Source organism: Mycolicibacterium arabiense (assembly GCF_010731815.2).
Lineage (GTDB): Bacteria > Actinomycetota > Actinomycetes > Mycobacteriales > Mycobacteriaceae > Mycobacterium > Mycobacterium arabiense.
This window is the reverse complement of sequence record NZ_AP022593.1, coordinates 4,993,055-5,019,370: the sequence shown is the minus strand read 5'-3', so window position 1 is coordinate 5,019,370 and position 26,316 is coordinate 4,993,055. Positions and strand designations below refer to the sequence as shown.

Below are 26,316 nucleotides of genomic sequence, written 5' to 3'. Positions count from 1 at the left end.
ACCGCCGCAGCGCTATTCGATCGACAACGCGATGCCGTCGAGGATGTCGTGCTCACTCACCACGAGTTCGGTGATGCCCGCGCGACTGCGCAGTTCGCGTGCCAGTTCCTCGACGATGATGGCGCCGCCACCGATGACGTCGACGCGTCCCTCGTGCATCGGGCCCAGCGCGGCACGCTGCCGATAGGTCATCGCGATCAGGTCGCCGCAGACGCGCAGCAGGTCGTCGAAACCCACGCGGGACAGGTGGATTGCGTCAGAGTCGTAGGTCGTCATGCCCGCGGCCAGCGCCGCCAGCGTCGTCATCGTCCCGGCCACGCCCACCCAGGTGCGCGCACCCTCCACCGGAACCACCCGCAGTGCCTGCAGCAGTCCCTCGCGCGCGACCGCCCGGGCATCGGCGATCTCCTCGGCGGTCGGGGGGTCGCTGTGCAGACACCGCTCCCGCAGCCGCACGCAGCCGATGTCGGCCGAGAAGCTCGCGGTCACCCCGGCCCGCCCGCCGGTGACCACCTCGGTCGAACCGCCACCGAGGTCGACGACCACGAACGGCCCTGCGGAGTCGTCCAGTTCGCCCACGGCGCCGCGGAACGACAACGCCGCCTCCTCGGTTCCGCTGATGACCTCGGCCACCGCACCCGGCACCACCGCGCCGAGCACCTCGGCCGTCATGGCGAAGAAGTCGGCCCGGTTGCCCGCATCGCGCGCCGCCGACGTCGCGACCATCCGCACCTTCGACACGTGGTACTCCCGCATCAGCTCGGCGTAGTCCTCGAGCGCGGCGCGGGTGCGAGTCAGTGCCGCCGCAGCGAATTCGCCAGTGGCGTCGACGCCCTCGCCGAGCCGGACGATCCGCATCTCGCGGTGCACGTCGCGCAGACCATTCCCGTCGACGTCGGCGATCAACAGACGGATCGAGTTGGTGCCGCAATCCACAGCAGCCACCCTCATGTCCAGCTCCCTCGTTCGAGTATCCCCGCCATCGCCGGCTCGGCGCTGAGTATCGCCAGCGCCTCGTCGCCAAAGGGGTTGACGCCCCGCCCCTTTGCCAAGGAGTGCGCCATCACCACGTGCAGGCACTTGACCCGATCGGGCATGCCGCCGCCCGAGAACGTCGTGCCAAGCGGCTCGATCGCATCGCGTTCGGCGAGGTACGACTCGTGCGCCCGGCGGTAGGCCTGCGCCAGCTCCTGGTCGGTCGCCAGCCGTTCGGTCATCTCCCGCATCAGACCCGACGACTCGAGCCTGCTCGCCGCTGCGGTCAGCGCCGGATGGGTGAGGTAGTACAGCGTGGGAAACGGTGTGCCGTCGGGCAGTCGCGGCGCGGTCTTGACCACGCCCGGTTCGCCGTTCGGGCAGCGGTACGCGATCGCGAGCACGCCGCGCGGCTCGCGCCCCAGCTGCCGGGCCACCGCCTCGAGGTCGGCCGGCTCAACCACCGGGTACCGGGCCAGGCGGGGCGTCGGGCGGGGGCGGCGGCACACCGGGACCACCGGGCACGCCAGGGACACCGGGGGCGCCGGGCGCCGGCGGCGGACCGTGCGGCGCGTCGGCGATGGTGTGCCACAGCGACGTGTACCAGGGCTGCCCACTGGGCACCGTCTCCGTGGCCTCCCCCGGCAGCACTTCGGGACCGACGGGCGTGGGCAGCTGTACCTGGTAGGGGATGTCGCCCGGCATCACGAAGCCGAGGCGTTCGCGGGCCTGCGCCGCGATGAACACCGGGTCGGCAAGCTTGACCTTCTGCTGCTCGAGATCGGCGATCTGCGAACGCAACTGGGCCTCGGCGTCCTCGAGCTGCTTCATCTCGGCCCGTTGGGAGAAGTACGTCCGGACCGGCCCCGCAATCGTCAGCGTCAGCACGCACACCACCGCGGCCAGGATCGCGGCACGGCGCGCAGCCGAACCCAACCGCTGCTCGGACTGCTGCTCGGCCGCCTCGGCGATCGACTGGCGAACCGGAACGACGACGGTCTCGTCGTCGTCGACCGACTCGTCCTCGACGTCCGGGGTGACGGCACGGGGCAGCGCGGGCCTCGGCTCCCGCCGCACCGGCGACGCGCCGCGGGGTCTGCCCTTGGCCGTCTCACCGGACTTGCCGCCCTTGCCCGGGCGCGACGCCGGAGAGCGCCGCCTCGGGTCGGGCCGCTTTGCGTCGGGCATGGTGAAAAGCTACTTGCTCTCCAGCCCGAAGCGCGGGAAGGCCAGGTCACCGGCGTAGCGGGCCGAGTCGCCGAGGATCTCCTCGATGCGCAGCAGCTGGTTGTACTTGGCGACGCGCTCGCTGCGCGCGGGCGCACCGGTCTTGATCTGACCGCTGCCGACCGCGACCGCGAGGTCGGCGATCGTGGTGTCCTCGGTCTCGCCGGAACGGTGGCTCATCATCGTCTTGTAGCCGCTGCTGTGCGCCAGCGTGACGGCGTCGAGGGTCTCGGTGAGCGTGCCGATCTGGTTGACCTTCACCAGCAGGGCGTTCGCGGCGCCCTTCTCGATGCCCTCTTCGAGGCGCTCGGGGTTAGTCACGAACAGGTCGTCGCCGACGATCTGCACGCGGTCGCCGATCGCACTGGTCAGCGCCACCCAGCCGTCCCAGTCGTCCTCCGACAGCGGGTCCTCGATCGAGACCAGCGGGTAGGCGTCGATCAGCTCGGCGTAGAACTCGATCATCTGGGCGTCGGTGCGGGTTTCCTTCTCGAAGGCGTAACCCGTTCCGTCGGTGTAGAACTCGGTGGCCGCGACGTCCAGGGCCAGCGCGACGTCGGTGCCCAGCTTCAGGCCGGTCCCCTCGATCGCCACGGCGATCAGGTCCAGCGCAGCCTTCGTGCCCGCGACGTCGGGCGCGAAGCCACCCTCGTCGCCGAGGCCGGTCGCCAGGCCCTGCTTCTTCAGTACGGACTTCAGCGAGTGGTACACCTCGGCGCCCCAGCGCAGCGACTCCTTGAACGTGGGCGCACCCATCGGGGCGACCATGAACTCCTGGACGTCGACGCCGGTGTCGGCATGCGCGCCGCCGTTGAGGATGTTCATCATCGGCACCGGCAGGATGTGCGCGTTGGGCCCGCCGAGGTAGCGGAACAGCGGCAGCCCGGCGGTCTCCGCGGCGGCCTTGGCGACGGCCAGCGAGACGCCGAGGATGGCGTTGGCGCCTAGGCGCGACTTGTCCGGCGTGCCGTCGAGGTCCAGCAGCGCCTGGTCGATCAGCCGTTGGTCGTCGGCGCTCTGGCCGATGATGGCGGGGGCGATCTCGTCGAGGACGGCGTTGACCGCCTTCTCGACGCCCTTGCCGCCGTAGCGGTCACCGCCGTCGCGGAGTTCGACGGCCTCGTGTTCGCCGGTGGAGGCACCCGATGGCACCGCGGCGCGGGCGAACGTTCCGTCACTGAGCGCGATCTCGACCTCGACCGTGGGGTTGCCGCGGGAGTCGAGGATTTCGCGGGCTCCGACCTGCTCGATCATTGACACTGTCGCGCCGCCTTCCGTCCGGGGTGATTGCGCACATCAGCCTAGAGGGTGGGCGTGGCGGCTGCCCCTCCCAGGACCGCGTGTGCCCTAGAGGTGGTGGCCCTCGGCGTACGCCGTCGCCCAGTCGCGCACGGTGCGGGCGTACTGATCGGAGAGGTTGTAGGCCCGCAGCGCGTCCATCCAGCCCTGCGGCTTGGCCAGGTCCTTGCCCCGCCAGCACAGGTATCCGGCCGCCGACAGCGCGGCGTCGTCGATGTTGTCAGGGCTGATCTGCCCGTCGTTGTTGGCGTCGACGCCGTAGAGCTTCCACGTCTCGGGGATGAACTGCATGGGCCCCATCGCCCGGTCCAGCTCCTCGTCGCCGTCGAGCTTGCCGCGGTCGGTGTCGGGGATCGCCATGTTGCCCAGCGAACCGTCGAGACGCACCCCGCGGATCGGTGGCGTGACTTCGCCGCCGGGCGTCACCGACGAGCCGCGGTAGGTGCCGTGATGGCTCTCGACCATCCCGATGCCCGCCAGCGTCGTCCACGCCAGGTGACACTTCGGGTTCACGACCTCCGCCACCCGCGCGGCGTAGGCGTACGCCTCGAGCGAGGTCACCGGGATGCCGAGGGCGGGCGCCCGTTCCGCGGCCCATTCGTGCAGCTGATCGGCTGCGCGGCCCTTGGCCTGGGTGTCGATCTGGGGCACCGGGTCACCGCTGGGCGGCGGAACGCCCTCGGGGATCGGGATGCCGGTCTGCCACGAGCACGAGGAAGCCATGAGCAGCGCCGTTGCGATGATCACCGCGACGGCCCGCCCTACACGCAGTGGCGACACCGGACTCCTCTGACCTGACGGACCCGACCCATTGTGCCAAGGCCACCGGCGTGGTCCCCGCAACCGTGCCGCACGACGGGCCATCCAGACGCGTATTTAGGCCTGCCTACCCTACGAATGCGTCGCGCGGTAATGTCACGCGCGTCTAACTATGAGGAGGCTGTATGAGACGGCATGTTGCCTGGCCGGTGTCGGTCGCGGCGGTAGCCCTGGTCCTGAGCGGCTGCTCCGGCAGCACCAGCGAAGGGTCGGACTCCAGCGCGAGCGAGACCAGCTCGAGTTCGCCGGCCTCCAGCTCCTCGGCGGTAGCGGCACCGAACCCGTTGGCGGACCAGGCAGCAGTCGAGTACAAGGCCTACGCCGACGGACAGGTCGACGAACTCGTCGGCGCCGTCAAGGTTCTCACCGACGCGGTGCGCGCCAACAACTTGAAGGCCGCGCAGGACGCCTACGCGCCCTCGCGCGTGCCCTGGGAGCGCATCGAGCCGCTCGCGGGCCTGGTCGAGGAGATCGACGGTCTCGTCGACTCGCGCGTCGACGACTTCTCAGGCGTTGACGATCCCAAGTTCACCGGCTGGCACCGGCTCGAGTACCTGCTGTTCGAGAAGAACACCACCGAGGGCGGCGCTCCGTACGCCGACCAGCTCGACAAGGACATCGCGACGCTCAAGGAGCAGTTCGCGACCGTCGAGGTCAAGCCGATCGACGTGTCCAACGGCGCTGCAGAACTCATCGAAGAGGTCTCCGAAGGGAAGATCACCGGCGAGGAGGACCGCTACTCGAAGACCGACCTGTGGGACTTCGACGCCAACATGCAGGGCGCCCAGGCCGCGGTCGACAAGTTGACCCCCGCACTGAACGAGGCCGACCCGGCGCTGCTCGGCAAGATCGACGCCGGGATCACGTCGGTGTTCGACACGATGGCACCGCTGCGTCAGGGTGAGGGCTGGGTGCTGTTCTGCACCGAGAACGATCCCTACCCGTCCCCGCGCTGCCCGGCCGTCACCGTGACACCCGATGTGATCGACAAGCTGAAGGCCGAACTGGCCGGGCTGTCGGAGAACCTGTCACAGGTGTCGGGAGTCCTGAAGCTTTCGTGACGGCAGGCCTTTCGTGACGGCAGGCCCGACGGACCGGTCCCCGCGCCGGGGCATCTCGCGACGAGGATTCGTCACGGGTGCCCTCGGCGCGGGTGCCGGCGCCGCGGTGGGAGTCGGCGCCACCATGGCGCTGACCGACTCCGGCCACGGTGAGGGCAATCGCGGTCGCCCCGACCCGCGGTTCGTGGCGTTCGAGGGACCGCACCAGACGGGCATCACCGCGCTGCCGATTCCCGAGCAGGGTCTGGTCGCGTCGTTCAACCTGCAGTCCCGCAACCGCGCGGGGCTCGAGGCGACGCTGCGGGAACTCACCGAGGAGATCCGCGGATTGATGGCGGGCCAGCCGCCCGAGAGCCGCGACCCCGCCTACCCGCCGGTGGACTCCGGCATCCTCGGCGAGAAGCCGCCGCCGGACAACCTCTCGATCGTGGTCGGCCTCGGTGCGTCGGTGTTCGACGACCGGTTCGGTCTGGCCGATCGCAAGCCCAAGGATCTGGTCACCATGCCGTTCCTGGCCAACGACCGGCTCGATCCCAAGCTCTCCCACGGCGACGTCTCGATCATCTTCGAGGCAGGCCACAACGACACCGTGCAGTTCGCGCTGCGTCAGCTGATGCGCAGGACCCGCCGGGACATGGTGCTGCGCTGGATGGTCGACGGCTACGCCCGCGGCATCGGCGCAGGCGCCACCTCGGGAGCCACCACACCGCGAAACCTGTTGGGGTTCAAGGACGGCACGGCGAACCTCGACGTCGACGACGACGCACTGATGGACCGCCACGTCTGGGTCGGCCCGGACGACGGCGAGCCCGAGTGGGCAGTCGGCGGCTCGTACCAGGCGGTCCGGATCATCCGCATGTTCGTCGAGTTCTGGGACCGCACCCAACTCGTCGAGCAGGAAGCGCTGATCGGCCGCAGCAAGGTCAGCGGCGCGCCGCTCGGCCTCACCGGCGAGTTCACCGACCCCGACTATCCGTCCGACCCCGACGGCAAGCGGATAAAGATGGACGCCCACATCCGGCTAGCCAACCCCCGTACCGCGGGCACCGACGAAAACCTGATCCTGCGACGGGGTTTCAACTATTCGCGCGGGTTCGACGGCGCAGGCCGACTCGACCAGGGCCTAGCCTTCATCGCCTACCAGCGCAGCCTGGAGAAGGGCTTCCTCGCGGTGCAGGAACGGCTCAAGGGCGAACCGCTCGAGGAGTACATCATGCCGGTGGGCGGCGGCTTCTTCTTCATGTTGCCCGGCGTCACCGGAGACGACCGCTTCCTCGGCGACACCCTGCTCGCCTGAGCTACTCGGGGGCCGCTTCCGGGTCGACCTCGTGCGTCGTCGGCCAGTGCGCCCGCCACTCCTCCTCGGTGATCGCCCCCGGTGAGGTCACGTCGATCGCCTGCGGCGCGTCGCTGCCCCGCCGGGCGGCGGCCACGGCCTGCTCGACCTTGCGGACGGTGTCCATGAAGTCCAGCGTCGCGGTCCGCATCGCGTTCTCGGTGTCACCACCGTGCGCTGTCCCGATCGACACCATGCCCTCGGGGATCAGGTCGACGGGCAACCCGGCGGCGGACACCCGCTCGTAGACCTTCTGCGCCAACGCGAGCGCCGGCTGCGCGGTCGGCACGTCGTCCATCGACGAGTTCCTGACCTTCTCGGCCGCCTTGCGTTCCTCCCACTGCGCCAGTTGCTCCTCGAGCGATACCGACTCCCCGGCCAGCACGGCGGGCACCCGGTTGGCCAGCTTGCGGACCAGCGCGTCGGCGACGTCGTCGATCGAGAACGCACCCTCGGGAGCGTCCTGCGCGATCCGGGCGTGAAAGAGCACCTGCAGCAGCACGTCGCCGAGTTCGTCGCGGACGTCCTGGGCGTTGCCGCCCCGCACCGCGTCGAACAGCTCGTAGGTCTCCTCGAGCAGGTACCGGCGCAGCGAGTCGTGGGTCTGCTCGCTCTCCCACGGCCCCGCGGTGCGGAGCCGGTCCATCGTGGCGACGGCGTCGACCAGCCGCTCGCCGGGCTGCGGCGGAGGCACCGAGATCAACTGCTCCCCCGCGGCCAGCCGGGACCGCACCTCGGGATGGTCGGGGTCCGACGACAGGAGCACCGGCGCCGCGTCGGCATCGGGCGCGCCGAACGAGCAGGGCCGGGCCGCGGGCAGCGACCAGGGCACCTTGATCGGCATCTCCTCGGTGTACTGCACGTCCCCGGCGAGCAGGCCGACGGCCTCGACCGGCACCAGGGAGGGGCGGCGTGGGTCGACCAGGACGACGGTCATTGCGACACCTGCTCTTTGCGCCACGAATCGAAGTTGGTGATGTCGACGTCCGTCTTCGGCCTGCCGTCGAGCGCCAACAGCAGTTCGGCCACGGCACCGGCCAGTTCGAGGTCCCGGATGCGCGGGGCGCCGATGCCGGTGCCGGCCCGCGGGATGGGCATCGTGATCGTCGACGTCGTCGCGCGGTACGTCGCGCTGGGGTACATCCGCTTGAGTCGCAGTTGCTGCGAATCCTGCAGCGGCAACGGCGAGATGCGCACCGTCGACTCCGACACGCCACCCACTTCCGTCACGCCGTACTGGCGGCACAGCAGCCGCAGCCTGGCCACCGCGACCAACCGCCGCGCAGGCTCCGGCAGCGGGCCGTACCTGTCGACGAGTTCCTCGACGACCGCGGCGATGGCCTCCTCGTCGTTGGCCGCCGCCAGCCGGCGGTAGCCCTCCAGCCGCAGCCGGTCGCTGCCGATGTAGTCGGGCGGCAGGTTGGCGTCGATCGGTAGGTCGATGCGGACGTCCTTCGGTTCCTCCTGCGTCGCAACGGTTTCCCCGTCGACGGCAGCGCGGAACGCCTCGACGGCCTCCCCGACCAGGCGCACGTAGAGGTCGAAGCCGACCCCGGCGACGTGGCCGGACTGCTCGGCGCCCAGCACGTTGCCCGCGCCGCGGATCTCGAGGTCCTTCATGGCCACGGCCATGCCTGCGCCCAGTTCGTTGTTCTGGGCGATGGTGGCCAGCCGGTCGTAGGCAGTCTCGGTCAGCGGAACCTCCGCCGGGTACAGGAAGTACGCGTACCCGCGCTCCCGGCTACGTCCGACGCGACCGCGCAGCTGATGCAGCTGGGACAGACCGAAGGTGTCCGCGCGCTCCACGATCAGCGTGTTCGCGTTCGAGATGTCCAGTCCGGTCTCGACGATCGTCGTGCACACCAGGATGTCGTAGTCGCGGTTCCAGAACCCCTCGACCGTGCGCTCCAGCTGCTCCTCGGGCATCTGCCCGTGTGCGACGACGACGCGGGCCTCGGGCACCAGGTCGCGGATCTTGGCAGCGGCCGAGTCGATAGAGCGGACCCGGTTGTGGATGTAGAACGCCTGACCGTCGCGCAGCAGTTCGCGGCGCAGCGCTGCCGCCACCTGCTTGTCGTCGTGGGGGCCGACGTAGGTCAGCACCGGGGACCGCTCCTCGGGTGGGGTGAGGATCGTCGACATCTCGCGGATGCCCGCCAGGCTCATCTCCAGGGTGCGCGGGATCGGCGTGGCGCTCATGGTCAGCACGTCGACGTGGGTGCGCATCGACTTGATGTGCTCCTTGTGCTCGACGCCGAACCGCTGCTCCTCGTCGACGATGACCAGGCCGAGGTCCTTCCACGTGACACCGGTCTGCAGTAGCCGGTGCGTGCCGATCACGATGTCGACCGAGCCGTCGCGCATGCCCTCGAGCGTCTTGCGGGAGTCCGACGGATCGGTGAAGCGCGACAGGCCCTTCACCGTCACCGGGAAGCCGGTCATCCGCTGGCTGAACGTCTGCAGGTGCTGGTCGGCCAGCAGCGTCGTCGGCACTAGCACGGCGACCTGCTTGCCGTCCTGCACTGCCTTGAACGCCGCGCGCACCGCGATCTCGGTCTTGCCGTAGCCCACGTCACCGCAGATGACCCGGTCCATCGGGACCGGCTTCTCCATGTCGCTCTTGACCTCGGTGATCGCCGTCAGCTGGTCGACGGTCTCGGTGAACCCGAACGCGTCCTCCATCTCGTTCTGCCACGGCGTGTCCGGTCCGAACGCATGCCCGGGCGCGGACTGACGCTTGGCGTACAGCGACACCAGCTCGCCTGCGATCTCGCGTACTGCCTTGCGCGCCTTGGTCTTCGTGTTGGCCCAGTCGCTGCCGCCGAGCTTCGACAGCGAGGGCGCCTCCCCGCCGACGTAGCGGGACAGCTGGTCGAGGGCGTCCATCGGCACGAACAGCTTGTCCGACCCGCCGCCGCGCTTGGCCGACGCGTACTCCAGCACCAGGTACTCGCGGCGGGCGCCGCCGACGGTGCGCTCGGTCATCTCGACGAACCGGCCGATGCCGTGCTGGTCGTGCACCACCAGGTCGCCCGCGGTCAGCGCCAGCGGGTCGACGACGTTGCGCCGCTTGGCGGCGAGCTTCTTGCCCTCGGTGGCCGTCACCCGGTTGCCGGTCAGGTCGGCCTCGGTGATCACCACGAGCTTGGCCCCAGGAAGCACGACGCCTTGGCACAGCGGGCCCTTGAGCACCCCGACGACGCCGGGCTTGGGAGCCTCGCCCGGCTCGAGCATCGCCGCGGCGACGTCGGCTTCGCCGAGCTGCTCGACGACGCGGTGCGCGGTGCCCGCGCCGGGCGCGACGATCGCCGCCAGCCCGTCGGTGGCGACGTGTGCGCGCAGCATCGCGAACACCTCGTCTTGGAAGTCCGGGGTGTTCTGCTGCGACCGTGCCGACGGAGCCGGCCGGATGTCGAGGGTGATCGCCGACGGGTCGCCGAGCTGACTCAGCGTCCACCACGGGTGCCCGCCCGCCGCGGCGTTCGCCCGAACCTCCTCCAAGCTCCGGAACCCCGAGCCGCCCAGCTGTTCGAGGTCGATCGGTGCGTCGGCACCCATGGCCGCGATCGACCACGACGCCTCGAGGAACTCCCGGCCCGTCTTGACGAGGTCGGCCGCGCGGGTGCGCACCTTCTCCGGATCGCACACCAGCACCGGGCTGTTCGCCGGCAGGTGGTCGGTCAGCAGCGACAGGTCGGCGGGACGCAACACCGGCAGCAGCGACTCCATCCCCTCGACGGGGATGCCCTCGGACAGCTTGGCCATCATCTCGCCGACGGTGCCGCTGACGCGGTTGTCGTCGTGGGGCTGTTCGGCGGCCAGCGCGGCGGCACGCTTGCGCACGTCGTCGGTCAGCAGCAGTTCGCGGCACGGCATCGCGATCAAGCTCTCGACCTCGATCTCCGGGATCGAGCGCTGGTCGGCGACCGAGAACATCCGCATCTCGGACACCTCGTCTCCCCAGAACTCGATGCGCACGGGATGCTCGGCGGTCGGTGCGAACACGTCGAGGATGCCGCCGCGGACCGCGAACTCGCCGCGCTTGGCGACCATGTCGACACGGGTGTAGGCCAGCTCGACGAGGCGCTCGATCACGCCGTCGAAGTCGGCATCGGAACCGACCGTCAGCGTCACGGGTTCGACTTGGGCCAGGTCCGGCGGCATCGGCTGCAGCAGTGACCGCGCGGTGGTGACGACCACCCGCAGCGGACGGCCGAGCCGAGTGTCGTCGGGGTGGGCGAGCCTGCGCAGCACCTTCATTCGTGCGCCGACCGTCTCCACGCCCGGCGACAGGCGTTCGTGCGGCAGGGTCTCCCACGACGGGAACATCGCGACGGCGTCCCCGAGGACCGCCCGCAGCTCGTTGGCGAGTTCGTCGGCCTCCCGGCCGGTCGCGGTCACGGCCAGCAGCGGGCCCGCCTCGGCGAGCGCGGCGGCGACGAACAGCCGTGCGGCAGCGGGCCCGACGAGCGCGCCCTCGGTGGCACCGGCAGCAGCGCGTTGCGTGACGTCGCGCAGCCCGGGGTCGGTCAGCGCAAGCGAGACGAGCCCGGCGATCGGGGTCTGGACATGGTCATACCCCGGTGCATTCATGGTTCCTCCATTGTAGGGAGCGCTCCGACGTCCATCGACCACGTGACGGCCCGGGTGACCGCCGGGCCGGGCCGGGCGGGCACCGGGGAGGTTCGTCACAGCCGTCACATGGTGAGCGTCGGGCTACTGCTCGTGCAGCATCGGGTCGGGCTCGAGGTGGGTCAGACCGTTCCACATGAGGTTCACCAGGTGGGCGGCCACGACCTCCTTCTTCGGTTCGCGGGTGTCGAGCCACCACTGCGCCGTCATCGACACCGACCCGACGAGGGCCTGGGCGTACAGCGGCGCCAGCTCGGGGTCGAGACCGCGGCGGGAGAAGTCGCCGGCCAGGATCGACGACACCTGGTTGACCGCGTCGTTGAGCAGCGTCGAGTAGGTGCCCGACGTGATGGCCGCCGGGGAGTCGCGGATCAGGATGCGGAACCCGTCGGTGCGTTCCTCGACGTAGGTGAGTAGCGCCAACGCGACGCGTTCGAGGCGCACCCGGGAGCGGTTGTTAATCAGCGACGACGTGATCCCGTCCAGCAGAGCGGACATCTCGCGGTCGACGACGACGGCGTAAAGCCCTTCCTTGCCACCGAAGTGCTCGTAGACGACGGGCTTGGAGACGTGCGCACGCTGAGCGATCTCCTCGATCGAGGTGCCGTCGTATCCACGTTCGGCGAACAGCGACTTCGCGATCTCGATGAGCTGCTGGCGTCGCTCGCTACCGGTCATCCGGGCACGGGGTGCGCGGGGTTCCTTCTCCGGTGCTGCCACGCCGATTACCCTATGTGGTCGACTAGAGTCTCACCGACAGTCCGTCGTAGTGTAATCGGCAGCACCTCTGTTTTTGGTACAGATAGTTCAGGTTCGAGTCCTGGCGACGGAGCAGCGATCAGCCCTGCAAGCCCCCCGCCGAGCGTGCGCGTCTGCGGCCGACACGCCGCCAAAATCCCACACTCTGCGCACGCTCGCGTGGAAAGAAGGTCAACATGACGATACGAGGCGAGGCCGCGGTCATCGTCCTGGCAGCCGGGGCGGGCACTCGGATGCGCTCGACCACTCCCAAGGTCCTGCACACCCTGGCGGGCCGCAGCATGATCTCCCACGCCCTGCACGCGATCGCCGCGGTCGAGCCGCGGCACCTCGTCGTGGTGGTGGGCAGTGACCGCGAGCCGGTGTCGGCGGCGGTCACCGCGCTGGCCGAGGAACTGGGCCGCGACGTGACGATCGCCGTGCAGGAGGAGCAGCGCGGCACCGGCCACGCCGTGGGGTGCGGTCTCACCGCACTGCCCGATGACTTCACCGGCACCGTGGTCGTCACCGCGGGCGACGTCCCACTGCTGGACGCCGACACCCTCGCCGACCTGATCGACGCGCACGGTGCAGAATCGGCCGCCGCCACCGTGCTCACCACCACCGTCGCCGACCCGACCGGTTACGGCCGCATCCTGCGCACGCAGGACAGGGAGGTCATCGGAATCGTCGAGCAGGCCGACGCCACCGAGAAGCAACGCGAGATCCGCGAGGTCAACGCCGGCGTCTACGCCTTCGACATCGCCGCGTTGCGCTCCGCGTTGAGCCAGCTGCGCAGCGACAACGCCCAGGGCGAGCTGTACATCACCGACGCCATCTCGATCGTGCGACAGAGCGGCCACGTGGTCCGCGCCCGTCACCTCGACGACAGCGCGCTGGTCGCGGGCGTCAACGACCGCGTCCAGCTCGCCGATCTCGCGGCCGAGCTGAACCGCCGCATCGTCGCGCGCCACCAGCGCGCGGGCGTCACGGTGATCGACCCCGCGACGACGTGGGTGGACGTCGACGTCACGATCGGCCAGGACACCGTGGTGCGCCCGGGCACCCAGTTGCTCGGCACCACCGCCGTCGGCGCGCGGTGCGAGATCGGGCCCGACACGACGCTGGCCGACGTCTCGGTCGGCGACGGCGCGTCGGTGATCCGCACCCACGGCACCTCCTCGGCGATCGGCCCCGGCGCCGTCGTCGGCCCGTTCACCTATCTGCGGCCCGGCACCGACCTTAGGGCCGACGGCAAGCTCGGCGCGTTCGTCGAGACGAAGAACGCCGTCATCGGCGCGTGTACGAAGGTGCCGCACCTGACGTACGTCGGCGACGCCGACATCGGCGAGCACTCGAATATCGGCGCATCGAGCGTGTTCGTGAACTACGACGGAGAAACCAAGCGCCGCACCACGATTGGTTCGCACGTACGCACCGGCTCCGACACGATGTTCGTCGCGCCGGTGACCGTCGGCGACGGTGCGTACACCGGGGCGGGCACCGTGATCCGCACCGACGTCCCGCCGGGAGCGCTCGCCGTCTCAGCCGGCCCGCAACGCAACATCGAGGGTTGGGTGGAGCGCAAACGCCCCGGCAGCGCCGCCGCCGAGGCCGCCCGCAAGGCCGGCGGCAGCGCCCGGACCGACGACTGAGACGACGCCATCCGTTGGCTTTCTGGTAACCCGGCCATGATCTCCCGGGGAACCTCCGTACCATTGCCCCGTATCGACCGCCGACCGCGAAGGCAGCTCTGAAGTGGCTACGGACTGGACCGACAACCGCAAAAGCTTGATGCTCTTCTCGGGCCGCGCTCATCCCGAGCTCGCCGAGCAGGTGGCGAAGGAACTCGACGTCCACGTGACGGCGCAGACGGCACGGGACTTCGCCAACGGCGAGATCTTCGTCCGCTTCGACGAATCCGTGCGCGGCAGCGACGCCTTCGTCCTGCAGAGCCATCCCGCGCCGCTCAACACGTGGCTGATGGAACAGCTGCTGATGATCGACGCGCTCAAGCGCGGCAGCGCAAAGCGGATCACCGCGATCCTGCCGTTCTACCCGTACGCCCGGCAGGACAAGAAGCACCGCGGCCGCGAACCCATCTCGGCCCGGCTGGTTGCCGACCTGCTGAAGACCGCGGGCGCGAACCGGATCCTCACCGTCGACCTGCACACCGACCAGATCCAGGGCTTCTTCGACGGCCCGGTCGACCACATGCGGGCGCAGAAGCTGCTGACCAGCTACATCGCCGAGAACTACGCCGACCACGACATGGTGGTCGTCTCCCCCGACTCCGGCCGCGTGCGCGTCGCGGAGAAGTGGGCCGACTCCCTCGGCGGTGTCCCCCTGGCGTTCATCCACAAGACGCGTGACCCGCTGGTGCCCAACCAGGTGGTGTCCAACCGCGTCGTCGGCGACGTGCGCGGCAAGACGTGCATCCTGACCGACGACATGATCGACACCGGCGGCACCATCGCCGGAGCGGTGAACCTGCTGCGCCAGGACGGCGCGTCCGACGTGATCATCGCCGCCACCCACGGCGTGCTGTCGGATCCGGCGGCCCAGCGCCTCGCGGACTGCGGCGCACGCGAGGTCATCGTCACCAACACCCTGCCCATCGGCGAGGAGAAGCGCTTCCCGTCGCTGACCGTCCTGTCGATCGCCCCGCTGCTGGCCAACACCATCCGCGCGGTCTTCGACAACGGCTCCGTCACCAGCCTTTTCGACGGGTCGGCGTAGATGGCCGGTGCCACCGCGGCAGGTCGGCGCCGGGGCGCCTCCACCATCTATCACAATCCGAAGTGCTCGACGTCGCGCAAGACGTTGGAGTTGTTGCGCGAGAACGGCATCGAGCCCACGGTCGTGCAGTACCTGAAGACGCCGCCGACCCGCGCCGAGTTGGCGACGATGATCGCCGACGCGGGCATCGACGTCCGGACCGCCGTCCGCAAGCGTGAGTCGCTGTACGCCGAACTGGGGCTGGCCGACGCATCCGACGACGAACTGCTCGACGCAATGGCCGCACATCCCATCCTCATCGAGCGACCCTTCGTCACGACGTCGAAGGGAACGCGGCTGGCCCGGCCGATCGACGCGGTGCGCGAGATCCTGTGAGATCGGCCCGCTTCACCCGCTGGGCGGTCCCGGCTGCGCTGGTCGCGCTCGCGCTCACGGCGTGCGGGCCGTCGACTCCCGAGTACAAGTCGATCTGGACGACGACCACCACGACGACGACCTCTACCAGCAAGGAACCGCCGATCCCGTTCGCGCAGTACCTCGAGAACGCCGGCGTCACGGGTCAGCCCGTCGCACCCGACAAGATCGCCGACCTCAAGGTGACGATGCCCGCCCCTGCCGGGTGGCGCACCTACTCCAACCCCAACCTGTCGCCGGGCACCCGCACGATCGCCAAGGGCGACACGTACCCGACGGCGATGATCTTGGTGTTCCGATTGGCCGGCGACTTCGACGTCGCGGAGGCGATCAAATACGCCGACGCCGATGCCGAGCTGTCGGAGAACTTCAAGAAGCTCAACGGCTCCAAGGACGACTTCAAGGGCTTCCCGTCGTCGATGATCGAGTGCACCTACGACCTCAACGGGCGCCGGATGCAGAGCTACAACCGTGTCGTCATCGCGACCGGACGGCCCGCGGCGCCCAACATGCCGGGCCAGCGCTACCTGGTGCAATTGACCGTGACCAGCTTCGCGGACCAGGCGCGGGCCGAGGGCCCCGAGGTCGAGCAGATCATCAAGGGCTTCGACGTAGCGGCTGCATAGCCCTCCGTCCCGCTGTGCACAGGCCGCTACTGTCGTCGTCATGAGCGACTGGACTGCTGCCGACCTGCCCTCGTTCGCTGGACGCACCGTCATCGTCACCGGCGCCAACAGCGGCCTCGGCGAGGTGACCGCTCGCGAACTGGCCCGGGCTGGAGCCACCGTGATCCTGGCCGTGCGCAACGAGGAGAAGGGCCGGGCCGCCGCGGCGACCATGCCCGGCGACACCGAGGTGCGCCGCCTCGACCTGCAGGACCTCGCATCGGTGCGCGCGTTCGCCGACGGCGTCGCCAAGGTCGACGTCCTGGTGAACAACGCCGGCATCATGGCGGTGCCCTACGCCAAGACCGTCGACGGCTTCGAGAGCCAGATCGGCACCAACCACCTCGGCCACTTCGCGCTGACCAACCTGCTGCTGCCCAAGGTGAGCGACCGCGTCGTCACGGTGTCGTCGATCATGCACCTGATCGGCGTGATCAGCCTCAAGGACCTGAACTGGACGTCGCGGCCGTACCTGGCGTGGCCGGCGTACGGGCAGTCCAAGCTGGCCAACCTGTTGTTCACCAAGGAGTTACAGCGCAGGCTGACCCAGGTCGGCTCGCCCGTGCGCGCGATCGCGGTGCACCCGGGTTACTCGGCCACCAACCTGCAGGGCAACACCGGCAACGCCGTGGGCAGCAAGTTATGGCGCGCGGCGAACGCGGTCGCAACCGACGCCGACTTCGGCGCCAGGCAGTCGCTCTACGCGGTGTCCCAAGACATCCCGGGCGATTCATTCGTCGGGCCGCGCTACGCGATGCGGGGCGCCACCCAGCTGGTGGGACGCAGCCCACTGGCGCGCAACGCGAAGACCGCCGCCGCGCTGTGGGACCTGTCGGCGCAGCTCACGGGCACCGACTTCGCGTACGCAGCCAAGCTCTGACGTCGTCGCTCGATTTCGTCGTACGGGCCCGATTGCGCTAACCTTGGCGACGATCACGGCGAGGGTGGCCCCGGATTCTTGGCGAAGCCACCGTTATCGACGGAACACGAGCCGCAGCTCTGCTGCGCCGAGTCGCCCTTGCCGCGCCCACACCCCGGCATAGGAGCAGACACATGGCCAAGACCAAGGCCCACCTTCCGAACAACCTGACCGTCAAGGTCCGCACCGAGACCGGCAAGGGCGCGTCGCGTCGCGCTCGCCGCGAGGGCAAGGTGCCCGCCGTGCTGTACGGCCACGGCACCGACCCGCAGCACCTCGAACTGCCCGCACGTGAGCTGGCGGCCGTGCTTCGTAACTTCGGCACCAACGCGGTGCTGACGCTCGACGTCGAGGGCACCGAGGCACTCGCGCTGCCCAAGCAGATCGAGATCCACCCGATCCGTCGCAACATCCAGCACGTCGACCTCATCGTGGTGCGCCGCGGCGAGAAGGTGACCGTCGAGGTCAACGTCGTCGTCGAGGGCGACGCCGCGCCCGGCACCCTGGTCACCCAGGAGACCAACAGCATCGAGATCGAGTCCGACGCGATGTCGATCCCGGAGCAGCTGACGCTGTCGATCGAGGGCACCCCTGCCGGCACGCAGATCACCGCCGGCCAGATCGAGCTGCCCGACGGCGTCACGCTGATTTCGGATCCCGAACTGCTGGTCGTCAACGTCATCGTCGCGCCGACCGAAGAAGAACTCGAAGCCGAGGGTGGTGGCCCGTCGCTCGAGGAGCAGGCCGAAGAGGCCGCCGAGTCCGAGGGCGAGGGCGACGAGGACGGCGAGGCATCGTCGGATTCCGAGTCCGACTCCGACTCCTGATCGGGTAGGGCGGACAGCTCGTGGCCGAGCCGCTGCTGGTGGTCGGCCTGGGCAATCCAGGCCCGCAGTACGCCACCACCCGGCACAACCTGGGCTTCCTGGTCGCCGACGTGCTCGCCGACCGGATCGGCTCGGGCTTCAAGGTCCACAAGAAGTCCGGCGCCGAGGTGGTCACCGGCCGCCTCGGCGGCCGGTCGGTGGTGCTGGCCAAGCCGCGCACCTACATGAACGAGTCGGGGCGCCACGTCGGCCCCCTGGCGAAGTTCTACTCCGTGGCGCCTGCCGACGTCGTCGTGCTGCACGACGAACTCGACATCGACTTCGGCCGCATCCGGCTGAAGTTCGGTGGCGGGGTCGCCGGGCACAACGGCTTGCGTTCGGTCGGTTCGGCATTGGGCACCAACGACTTCGCCCGGGTGCGGCTCGGCATCGGCCGGCCGCCCGGGCGGCAGTCGGGCGCATCGTTCGTGCTGGAGAACTTCGCGTCCAGGGAGCTGCCGGAGGTCGGACTGCTCTGCGAGCAGGCCGCCGACGCCACCGAACTCCTGATCCGCGACGGCCTGGAACCCGCGCAGAACGTCGTACACGCCTGGGGCTAGCGGCCTCTCCGGCGAGCGTGCGTGTCTGCGGGCGACACGCCGTCGCGCAGGCGGAGTTCACGCACGCTCGCGCTCAGCCCCGGCCGCCGATCCCGCTGCCGATGACCTTCGTCGGCTTGTGCGGGTAGCGCCGCTCCGCGAATGCCTTGGCCTCGGAATCGGCCAGCACGTACAGCGTTTCGCGCTTCTCCTGCAGCGGCTTGAGCACGGTGTCCATGAAGGACTTGCGGTCGTCGAGGTAGGGCCCGATGACCTCCTCGCCCGCCGGGCAGACCGCGAGGCAGTAGGCGGCCTTGTAGTTCGCCTTGAACGACAGGCTCTGCCACATCGACGCGCTCTCGGAATCGGTGACCCGCGAACGGTAGTCGGCCCCGTCCTCGCTGTCGGCGACGGTCTCCACCCAGTCGGTGAAGCCGCCCATGAACTCGCGGTAGTTGTGCGTCGAGCACGCGAAGAAGTCGAAGGCGCCGTCCTTCTTGATCGCTCCGACCGGGCACGCCGCCACGCACAGCTTGCACTCCAGGCACGGCGAGTAGTCCAGCGGCTGACCGTATTCGGAGATCGGCGCGTCCACGATGATCGTGGCGAGCAGGACGAAGTTGCCGAACTTCGGGTGGATGACGTTGCGGTGGATGCCCATCACGCCGAGCCCGGCGGCGACCGCGACGGGTTTGTGCGCGACCACCCAGATGCGGCCCGGGAAGCGGTCCATCTCCATCGGGAACGTGGCCGACGGGTTCAGCGACCGGTAGCCCGCGTCCTGCAGCACGCGCGTGATGCGGTGCGCCGCTTCGTTGATGATCTCCCCGCTGCGGTGGAACTCCTGGTTGGCGACGCTCCTGGCTACCGACCGCACGTTGTCCCGGTTCATCTTGACCACCAGCGAGATGAAGCTGCGCGCCCCCGGCAATGCTGCGTCGGCGTGCTCGCGTTCGGACTCCAGCGCGGGATCGTCGATGGTGGCGAACGCCGCGTCGTCGGCGCCGGCGTCGAGGCACACCTGGCGCAACCAGTCGGCGTCGATCACCGCGGGCGGCTTGAGCGTGCGGCCGCGCATCTTCCGCACGGTGGGGTGATCGGCGATGCGGGGCGATACGTCCGAGGCCATGCAGCTGAGCATAGCCAGATGAACTCAGATAACGTCAACGTCAATCCGAGGTGCGCCGCGCGTAGGCGCGCAGTGCGAACGGCGCGATCACCGCGGTGATGGCCAGCGACCACAGGATGGTCGCCAGCACGGGGTGGTGCAGCGGCAGCTGGGCGTCCGGCGGCGCGGGGGGACCGTTGCCCCACAACTCGCGCATCGCCTGCGCCAGCGACGACACCGGGTTCCACTCCGCGACCACCCGCAGCCAGCGCGGCATGGGTTCCGTCGGCGCGAACGTGTTGGCCAGGAACGTGATCGGGAACAGGACGGTGAACATCACGCCGTTGACGGCCTCGACCGAACGCATCAACGAGCCGACCAGGATGCCGAACCAGATCATCCCGAAGCCGAACACCAGGATCAGCGCGAACGCGAGCACGGCTTCACCGACGCTGCCCCGGATCCGCCATCCGATGCACAGCCCGGTCACCGCCATCACCACCACGCCGATCGACGAGTGCAGCAGGCTCGCCACGCTGCGGCCGATCAGCACCGCAGAGCGCCGGATCGGCAGGGAGCGGAACCGGTCGATGATGCCCTTCTCCACGTCGGCGGTGATGCCCGACGACACGACGAACGCGGTGAACACGATGGTCTGTGCCTGGATGCCGGGCAGCAGGAACTCCCGGTAGGACGCCCCACCCCTGGTCGCGATCGACGCGCCGAAGACGAACGCGAACAGCAACACGAACATGATTGGCTGCACGGTGACGTCGCTCAGCATCTCCGGCATGCGCTTGGTGTGAATCATGTTGCGCTTGACCATGATCCACGACTGTTGAACGATGTTGGTCGGCCGGATCTCCGGCCGCTGCGCGGTCACGGCTGGCCGTGGCTGGACGGCGGTCATGCGGACTCCTCGTCGTCGGCGCGGTGGCCGGTCAGGGACAGGAATACGTCGTCGAGGCTCGGCCTCGACAAGCCGATGTCGTCGACGTCGATCTCGTGTTCTTGCAGCCAGCCGGCGACGGTCGTCAGGTCGGCGATGCCGTCGGCGGAGGCGGTCAGCTGGCGCGCACCGGTGTCCTCGTGCACCTCCGCGCCGGTGCGGGCCAGCAGCTCCCGTGCGGCGGGCAGGTCGTCGGCGTGGGAGACGGTCACGACGAGGCTGGCGTTGCCCGCCTGCTGCTTGAGCTGCAACGGCGTGCCCTTGGCGATGATCCGGCCACGGTCGATCACGACGATGTCGTCGGCGAGCTGGTCGGCCTCCTCCAGGTACTGCGTCGTCAGTAGCAGCGTCGTGCCCTCGGCCACCAGCCCGCGCAGCACGTCCCACAGGTCGTTGCGGCTGCGCGGATCGAGCCCGGTGGTGGGCTCGTCTAGGAACAGCACCGGCGGTGACGCGATGAGGCTGACGGCGAGGTCGAGCCGCCGGCGCATGCCGCCCGAGTACGACTTGACGGGCCGGTCGGCGGCATCGGCGATGGAGAACTGTTCCAGCAGTTCGTCGCCGATCCTGGCCAGATCACGCTTTCCGATGCCGTACAGCCCGCCGATCATGCGGATGTTCTCGCGCCCGGTGAGCAACTCGTCGACCGTCGCGGCCTGACCGGTCAGCCCCATGTTGCGCCGCACCATGTCGGGTTGCTCGCGCACGTCGTACCCCGCCACCCGTGCAGTGCCGCTGGTGGGCAGCGAGAGCGTCGTCATCATCCGCACGGTGGTGGTCTTGCCCGCACCGTTCGGCCCCAGCAGTCCGAGCACCGACCCTGCGGGCACCGAGAAGCTGACGCCGTCGACCGCCGGTATCTGGCCGTCGGCGCCGCCGAACTTCTTGACGAGGTCGATCGCCTCGATGGCCGGGGACGTCATGGACCAACCGTAGCGAGGCCCCCCGACGTGACTCCATTGCATTTCGTGGCCACCGCCTAGAGTCGGCGAGGTGCTGCTGTGGATCAACGGGGCATTCGGCGCGGGCAAGACTCAGACCGCCTTCGAGCTGCACCGCCGACTGCCCGGCTCGCACGTCGCCGACCCGGAGTTGATCGGGTTCGCGATCCAGAAGATGCTGCCGCCCGACGCGCGCGGCGACTTCCAGGACCGCCCGCAGTGGCGCTCCGCGGTGGTCGAGACCCTGGTCGACGCCGTCGCCGCCAGCGGGCCGGGTCCGGTGATCGTGCCGATGACCCTCGTCGAGGCCGCCTACTTCGACGAGGTGATGGGCGGGTTGGCCGGCGCGGGTGTCGACGTGCGGCACTTCGCGTTGCAGGCGTCCCCGGACACGCTGCGTCGGCGGCTCCGGACCCGTTCTGCGCACTGGCTGGGCCGCGCGGTCGGGCGTCCCGAGACGTGGGCCATGGACCAGATCCCCCGGTGCGTGCCAGCGCTGGCCACCGAGCGGTTCGCCGTGCACGTTCCGACCGACGAGCGAACCGTCGACGAGGTGGTCGAGGACGTCGCCGAGCGTGCCGGACTTCCGCTGCGACGGCCCCGTTTGCCTGCCGCGCGGTACCAACTGCGGCGAATTGCGGTGGGCGTGCGGCACATCAGGCTGTGACGAGCGTGGTCAAGCGATGACGTCGTGCACCTGGTCGACGACGAAGGTCGTGCGGTCGGGTCCGATGCCGCCGGTGACGATCACCCAGCCTCCGACGGGCGGATAGACGTTCTCGAACCAGGTGTTCTGTGGCTGGCCCGTTCCGTACCAGGTCACCCAGGCCGCCGTCCCGCGTTGCGGGTAGACCTGGTTGACCGCCGCCACCTGGCCCAGTCGATAGCGGGGATCGGCGGTGCACACGTTGACGGCGTGCTGCCAGCGGGCCTGCGACGAACCGCTGCTGCCACCGGCCTTCGACCGGCGGACGAGGTGCACGATGAGCCAGACGATGCCGCCGATGAGCAGCAGGTAGAACGTCAATTGGCCGAGTACCAGACCGGGTCGATCCACGAATCCCCCCATTCGTGACGAGCGTGCGCGAACTCGGGTTTCAGACCGGCGTGTCGCCCGCAGACACGCACGCTCGCGGAATTAGGTAACCAGCGAGACTAGGTGACCAGCGAGACCGAGTTGGCGCGGCGCAGCTTGCCCGACGGCGTCTTCGGGATGGTGCCCGGGCCGAGGACGACCACGTTGCGCGGCCGGACGTCGACCTCGGTGACGACCTCGTGCGCGACGTCGTGCTCGATGCGCCGCACCTCTGCCGGGTCCTGCCAGGCGTTGGACTCGACGGCGACGGCAAACGTCTCGCGCGAGTGGCCCGCGTCGAGTCGCACGGCGACGGCGCAGCCGGGACGCACGCCCTTGACGCGGCCTGCAGCACGCTCGATGTCGGTCGGGTAGATGTTGCGGCCCGCCATGATGATGACGTCCTTCACGCGGCCGCAGACCACGATGTGGCCGTTCTCCATCTGGTAGCCGAGGTCACCGGTGTCGTACCAGCCGTGGGCATCCTGCGACGGCAGGAACCCGCCCATGGTGATGTAGCCGGGGGTCAGCGATTCGCCGCGCAGTTCGATGACGCCGACGCCGCGAGCGGGCATCACCTCACCGTTCTCGTCGACGACGCGCGCCTCGAGGTCCTGCAGCAGCGGGCCCAGCGAGGCCAGCCGACGGGTGTTGCCCTTCGTCGACGGCACGGCGCGACGCAGCGCGGCCAGCAGGTCGGCGTCGACCTCGTCGACCACCAGGCCCGCGCCGCACTCGGAGAACGACACCGCCAGCGTCGTCTCCGCCATGCCGTACGCAGGCAGGATCGCCTTGGGATCGAGGCCGAACGGCTTGCCGGCGTCCAGCAGGTCCTCGACGTCGGCGGGCTCGACGGGCTCGGCGCCGGACAGCGCGAACCGCAGCGTCGACAGGTCGAACTGACCCGGCTCGGCCTGCTTGCGCAGCCGCTTGGCGAACAGCGCGTACGCGAAGTTCGGCGCCGCGGTCATGGTGCCCTTGTACTTGTCGATGAGCTTGGCCCACAGCAGGGTGTCGCGCAGGAAGTCCATCGGCGTGACCTTGACCAGCTCCGCGCCGAAGTACATCGGGATGGTGAGGAAGCCGACCATGCCCATGTCGTGGAAGCAGGGCAGCCAGCTGACCATGACGTCCTTGTCGACGTCGTACTGCGCGCCGACGAACATCGCCTCGGCGTTGGAGTGGATGTTGCGGTGGGTGATCTGCACGGCCTTCGGCGATCCGGTGGATCCGGACGTCAGCTGCATCAGCGCGAGGTCGTCCTCGCTGGCCTCGACGGGATCGATCGGCTCGGCCTCGAGCAGGTCGGTCACCTTGAGGACCTTGATGCCCTTCTCCTCGAGCACGGGGATCGCGACGAGGAAGGGCTCCGAGACGATCACCGCGGTCGCCTCGATCATGCCGATCACGTTCATCGTGTCCTCGGCCCACACCACGAGGTCGGTCCGCGGCGTCGGCTGGTGCAGCATCGTCAGGCTCGCGCCGCGCATCCACACGCCCTGGGCGGTGGGAGCGATCTCGACCGGGAAGCCGGCCAGTACGCCGACGGCGTCACCGTGGCCGACGCCGGCCGCTGCCAGACCGCCTGCGATGCGGCGGGCGCGCTCGTGCACCTCGAGCCAGGTGTGCCGCACGGGCTCGTGGGGTTCGCCGGTCACCATGCCCCGCGTGCTCTCGTGAGCATTGCGGTACATCTTCTCGGTAAATCTACTCACCACGACCTCCTGAGTTCAGGCGCCTGTGCCCGGTAATCAATGCTCCACCTGCTGATAGCCGCCGCCGAGGAGGCGCGCACACACGATTCGGGAGCGGCTTGGAAAAGAAACGGTAAAGCGTCCGACGGCTTGGCCAGGGCGGGCAAGACGACCCCGCCGGGAGTCCCCGCGGGATGCGTCGTCGCGTAGGCCGCGTGACCGCTAGCTTTCACCGTCGCTCATCTTAAGAGACCCTTAAGTAACTAACAAACCCATGACCAAAGTGAGGCCTGGGTCACAGTCCGACGCGCTTACCCGCCGGCGGGTTCCGAGATCACCCGGGCGCCGTGCACCGGCCCGCTGGCGGCCCGCACGGTGCGGCACACGCCCTCCCCCGCCAACACCGCTCCGACGTCGACGGCCGAGGACGCCGACGAGCAGAGGAACGCGCACGTCGGCCCGGACCCCGACACGAGCCCGGCGAGGGCACCGGCGTCGACACCGGCGTCGAGCGTGCGGCGCAGCCGCCCGTCGAGCCCGACCGCGGCCGCCTGCAGATCGTTGCCCAGCAGCGGAGCCAATTGCTGGGCGTCCCCGGACGCCAGCGCGGCCAGCAATGGCTCGGGGTCCTCGAGCCGGGGCGGGCCGCCTGTGCGGTCGGCACGCAGCCGGTCCAGCTCGCCGAACACCTTGGGCGTCGACAGGCCGCCGTCGGCGAATGCCAGCACCCAGTGGAACGTGGTGCGCGCGAGCACCGTCGCGAGCTGCTCGCCGCGGCCCGTGCCGAGCGCGGTGCCGCCGTGCAAGCTGAACGGCACGTCGCTACCCAGTTGGGCTGCCAGCCCGTGCAGGTCGCGGCGCGGCACGCCGAGTTCCCACAGCGCGTTCATCGCCACCAGCACCGCGGCGGCGTCGGCGCTGCCGCCCGCCATGCCGCCGGCCACGGGGATCGACTTGGCGATCGAGATGGCCACCTCGGGCGCGCGTCCGACGTGCTCGGCGAGGAGTTCGGCGGCCCGCCACGCGAGGTTGCGGTCGTCGGTCGGCAGGGAGCGGGCACCCTCGCCGGTGATCGCCACCGACAGGACGTCGGCGTTGCGCACGGTGACGTCGTCGAACAGCGACACGGCGTGGAAGACGGTGGTCAGTTCGTGATAGCCGTCGTCTCGCAGGTCACCGACGCCGAGATAGAGGTTGACCTTGCCCGGGACGCGGACCGTCACCGAACCCGACGGAACCCAGTCGGAGGCGGCGTTTCCGTCGGAAGCGGGCACGCCACAGACTATCGCCGCGGCGTCGACGGCAGGTACCAAGTGGTGAGATACCCCTCGTACGATCCCGCCGCTCGCGCCGGCTGCCGAACAGCCCGCAGGCGCCAACGCTAGTGTTTGCTCGCGAACTGTGTCAAGGATCACTGCACGCCTCGTCCCGCGACGACCGCCCGGTCGAACCGTAGGGTGAAGCCGTGCCCGAACCCGTCACTCGGTTCGACGACTTCGCCATCGAAGGCCTGGTCGGTCGTGGCGGGTCGGCGACGGTGTATCGCGCACAGCGCATCTCGCGACCCGGTCCTGCGCTGGCGCTGAAAGTGCTCGACGAACGGCACCGCGCTCCGTCCGACCTCGAGCGGCTGCACCGCGAATTCGAGTTCGCCAGACGAGCCGCTCACCCCCACGTCGTCGTCGTCGACGAATGCGGGGACGGTTGGCTCGCCATGGAACTCGTCGACGGCGGCACGGTGAGCACCCTCGGCACCCTGCCCGCCTTCCTGACCGCGCTGGCCGACGTCGCCGAAGCACTCGACCACGCCCACCGTCTCGGCATAGTGCACTGCGACGTGAAACCGTCGAACATCCTGGTGCACAGCGACTTCTCAGTGCGTGGCGCCGTGCTCGTCGACTTCGGCGTCGCCCGCTCGCTCACCGAACGGGCGCCGCGGCCGGCCACCCGCATCGACGCGTCACTGCCCTACACCGCGCCGGAGATCCTGCACGGTAGGACGGCGTCGGCAGCGTCGGACGAGTACGCGTTGGCCTGCACGGCAGTCGAACTGCTGATCGGCACACCACCGTTCGTCGCATCGACGGCGATGGGACTGATCGACGCACACCTGAGCCAGCCCGTACCGCGCTATTCCCGCCGGCTGGCGTGGGTGAGCCATGCGTTCGACTCCATCCTGGCCAAGGCCATGGCCAAGGATCCCGACCACCGCTACGCCACCTGCTCGGAGTTCGTCCGGCTGGTCGCCCGCGCCTTGACCCCGTGAGACCCCCGACCGCACGAAACATGGCGTAATCCAAGGTTTACCGTGCACGGGTTG

General features: G+C 69.5%; 25 protein-coding genes and 1 tRNA gene. 12 read left to right on the top strand and 14 right to left on the bottom strand.

Annotation, left to right across the window (positions count from 1 at the left end; genetic code table 11):
* Positions 1-12: 12 nt before the first annotated feature.
* From G6N61_RS25870 to G6N61_RS25850, 5 genes are all read right to left on the bottom strand, one after another.
* The gene (locus G6N61_RS25870; protein WP_163923061.1) at positions 13-951 is read right to left on the bottom strand and encodes a Ppx/GppA phosphatase family protein; all 939 of its coding nucleotides are present in this window, start codon (positions 949-951) and stop codon (positions 13-15) included.
* Positions 948-1,439, bottom strand: coding sequence for a DUF501 domain-containing protein (locus tag G6N61_RS25865; protein ID WP_163923059.1), 492 nt, complete (start codon positions 1,437-1,439; stop codon positions 948-950). Before G6N61_RS25865 ends, G6N61_RS25870 begins: the two co-directional genes overlap by 4 nt.
* Entirely contained in the window at positions 1,432-2,163 is a 732-nt protein-coding gene (locus tag G6N61_RS25860) for a septum formation initiator family protein (RefSeq protein WP_163923057.1), read from the bottom strand. Before G6N61_RS25860 ends, G6N61_RS25865 begins: the two co-directional genes overlap by 8 nt.
* A gap of 9 nt (positions 2,164-2,172) precedes the next feature.
* Positions 2,173-3,462, bottom strand: coding sequence for a phosphopyruvate hydratase (eno, locus tag G6N61_RS25855; protein WP_163923055.1), 1,290 nt, complete (start codon positions 3,460-3,462; stop codon positions 2,173-2,175).
* 87 nt (positions 3,463-3,549) lie between these two features.
* Positions 3,550-4,281, bottom strand: a complete 732-nt coding sequence (locus tag G6N61_RS25850; RefSeq protein WP_163923051.1) for a lytic transglycosylase domain-containing protein — start codon at positions 4,279-4,281, stop codon at positions 3,550-3,552.
* Between the two features lie 164 nt (positions 4,282-4,445).
* Between G6N61_RS25850 and G6N61_RS25845 the strand changes: the two genes are divergently transcribed.
* Both G6N61_RS25845 and G6N61_RS25840 read left to right on the top strand, forming a co-directional pair.
* On the top strand, positions 4,446-5,381 hold the full coding sequence (locus G6N61_RS25845) for an EfeM/EfeO family lipoprotein (protein WP_163923048.1): 936 nt from the start codon (positions 4,446-4,448) through the stop codon (positions 5,379-5,381).
* 124 nt (positions 5,382-5,505) lie between these two features.
* Entirely contained in the window at positions 5,506-6,678 is a 1,173-nt protein-coding gene (locus G6N61_RS25840; RefSeq protein WP_276078216.1) for a Dyp-type peroxidase, read from the top strand.
* Between the two features lies 1 nt (position 6,679).
* Here the strand turns inward: G6N61_RS25840 and G6N61_RS25835 are convergent, their stop codons facing one another.
* The 3 genes from G6N61_RS25835 to G6N61_RS25825 all read right to left on the bottom strand — a co-directional run bounded on the left by G6N61_RS25835 (position 6,680) and on the right by G6N61_RS25825 (position 12,027).
* Positions 6,680-7,654: a nucleoside triphosphate pyrophosphohydrolase gene (locus G6N61_RS25835; protein WP_163923042.1), complete on the bottom strand. Its 975-nt coding sequence runs from the start codon at positions 7,652-7,654 to the stop codon at positions 6,680-6,682.
* Positions 7,651-11,310, bottom strand: a complete 3,660-nt coding sequence (mfd, locus tag G6N61_RS25830; RefSeq protein ID WP_163923039.1) for a transcription-repair coupling factor — start codon at positions 11,308-11,310, stop codon at positions 7,651-7,653. Before mfd ends, G6N61_RS25835 begins: the two co-directional genes overlap by 4 nt.
* A 123-nt stretch (positions 11,311-11,433) precedes the next feature.
* Positions 11,434-12,027 (bottom strand): TetR/AcrR family transcriptional regulator, encoded by a 594-nt coding sequence (locus G6N61_RS25825; RefSeq protein WP_163925112.1) that lies wholly within the window; start codon positions 12,025-12,027, stop codon positions 11,434-11,436.
* A gap of 82 nt (positions 12,028-12,109) precedes the next feature.
* Here G6N61_RS25825 and G6N61_RS25820 point away from each other — a divergent pair.
* The 8 genes from G6N61_RS25820 to pth all read left to right on the top strand — a co-directional run bounded on the left by G6N61_RS25820 (position 12,110) and on the right by pth (position 18,250).
* Positions 12,110-12,181, top strand: a tRNA-Gln gene (locus G6N61_RS25820).
* A gap of 103 nt (positions 12,182-12,284) precedes the next feature.
* Entirely contained in the window at positions 12,285-13,742 is a 1,458-nt protein-coding gene (gene glmU / locus G6N61_RS25815; protein WP_163923036.1) for a bifunctional UDP-N-acetylglucosamine diphosphorylase/glucosamine-1-phosphate N-acetyltransferase GlmU, read from the top strand.
* Positions 13,743-13,845: 103 nt separating this feature from the next.
* Positions 13,846-14,826 (top strand): ribose-phosphate diphosphokinase, encoded by a 981-nt coding sequence (locus tag G6N61_RS25810; protein ID WP_163923033.1) that lies wholly within the window; start codon positions 13,846-13,848, stop codon positions 14,824-14,826.
* On the top strand, positions 14,827-15,201 hold the full coding sequence (arsC, locus tag G6N61_RS25805) for an arsenate reductase (glutaredoxin) (protein WP_163923030.1): 375 nt from the start codon (positions 14,827-14,829) through the stop codon (positions 15,199-15,201).
* Entirely contained in the window at positions 15,198-15,866 is a 669-nt protein-coding gene (locus G6N61_RS25800) for an LpqN/LpqT family lipoprotein (RefSeq protein ID WP_163923027.1), read from the top strand. Before arsC ends, G6N61_RS25800 begins: the two co-directional genes overlap by 4 nt.
* A gap of 40 nt (positions 15,867-15,906) precedes the next feature.
* The gene (locus G6N61_RS25795) at positions 15,907-16,785 is read left to right on the top strand and encodes an oxidoreductase (RefSeq protein ID WP_163923024.1); all 879 of its coding nucleotides are present in this window, start codon (positions 15,907-15,909) and stop codon (positions 16,783-16,785) included.
* A gap of 173 nt (positions 16,786-16,958) precedes the next feature.
* Positions 16,959-17,651 (top strand): 50S ribosomal protein L25/general stress protein Ctc, encoded by a 693-nt coding sequence (locus G6N61_RS25790; protein WP_163923021.1) that lies wholly within the window; start codon positions 16,959-16,961, stop codon positions 17,649-17,651.
* A 20-nt stretch (positions 17,652-17,671) separates the two neighbouring features.
* Entirely contained in the window at positions 17,672-18,250 is a 579-nt protein-coding gene (gene pth / locus G6N61_RS25785; RefSeq protein WP_163923018.1) for an aminoacyl-tRNA hydrolase, read from the top strand.
* Between the two features lie 73 nt (positions 18,251-18,323).
* Here the strand turns inward: pth and G6N61_RS25780 are convergent, their stop codons facing one another.
* From G6N61_RS25780 to G6N61_RS25770, 3 genes are read right to left on the bottom strand one after another with little or no spacing between them, the layout of a single operon-like run.
* Positions 18,324-19,358, bottom strand: coding sequence for an epoxyqueuosine reductase (locus G6N61_RS25780; RefSeq protein ID WP_163923015.1), 1,035 nt, complete (start codon positions 19,356-19,358; stop codon positions 18,324-18,326).
* Between the two features lie 40 nt (positions 19,359-19,398).
* Positions 19,399-20,247: an ABC transporter permease gene (locus G6N61_RS25775; protein ID WP_163923011.1), complete on the bottom strand. Its 849-nt coding sequence runs from the start codon at positions 20,245-20,247 to the stop codon at positions 19,399-19,401.
* On the bottom strand, positions 20,244-21,209 hold the full coding sequence (locus G6N61_RS25770) for an efflux ABC transporter ATPase subunit, DrrA-related (RefSeq protein ID WP_163923007.1): 966 nt from the start codon (positions 21,207-21,209) through the stop codon (positions 20,244-20,246). The genes G6N61_RS25775 and G6N61_RS25770 overlap by 4 nt, the downstream gene beginning before the upstream one ends.
* 70 nt (positions 21,210-21,279) lie before the next feature.
* On the opposite strand from G6N61_RS25770, the gene G6N61_RS25765 reads away from it, so the two are divergent.
* Positions 21,280-21,894 carry an AAA family ATPase gene (locus G6N61_RS25765; RefSeq protein WP_163923004.1) on the top strand — a complete coding sequence of 205 codons (615 nt, stop codon included), beginning with the start codon at positions 21,280-21,282 and terminating at the stop codon, positions 21,892-21,894.
* A 9-nt stretch (positions 21,895-21,903) separates the two neighbouring features.
* Here the strand turns inward: G6N61_RS25765 and G6N61_RS25760 are convergent, their stop codons facing one another.
* The 3 genes from G6N61_RS25760 to G6N61_RS25750 all read right to left on the bottom strand — a co-directional run bounded on the left by G6N61_RS25760 (position 21,904) and on the right by G6N61_RS25750 (position 25,270).
* Positions 21,904-22,284 carry a hypothetical protein gene (locus G6N61_RS25760; RefSeq protein WP_163923001.1) on the bottom strand — a complete coding sequence of 127 codons (381 nt, stop codon included), beginning with the start codon at positions 22,282-22,284 and terminating at the stop codon, positions 21,904-21,906.
* Between the two features lie 98 nt (positions 22,285-22,382).
* Positions 22,383-24,017 (bottom strand): fatty acyl-AMP ligase, encoded by a 1,635-nt coding sequence (locus tag G6N61_RS25755; protein WP_163922998.1) that lies wholly within the window; start codon positions 24,015-24,017, stop codon positions 22,383-22,385.
* A gap of 290 nt (positions 24,018-24,307) precedes the next feature.
* Complete coding sequence (locus G6N61_RS25750; RefSeq protein ID WP_163922996.1) at positions 24,308-25,270, bottom strand: 4-(cytidine 5'-diphospho)-2-C-methyl-D-erythritol kinase; 963 nt, start codon at positions 25,268-25,270, stop codon at positions 24,308-24,310.
* 191 nt (positions 25,271-25,461) lie between these two features.
* On the opposite strand from G6N61_RS25750, the gene G6N61_RS25745 reads away from it, so the two are divergent.
* Positions 25,462-26,262 carry a serine/threonine-protein kinase gene (locus G6N61_RS25745; protein WP_163922992.1) on the top strand — a complete coding sequence of 267 codons (801 nt, stop codon included), beginning with the start codon at positions 25,462-25,464 and terminating at the stop codon, positions 26,260-26,262.
* Positions 26,263-26,316 lie beyond the last annotated feature (54 nt).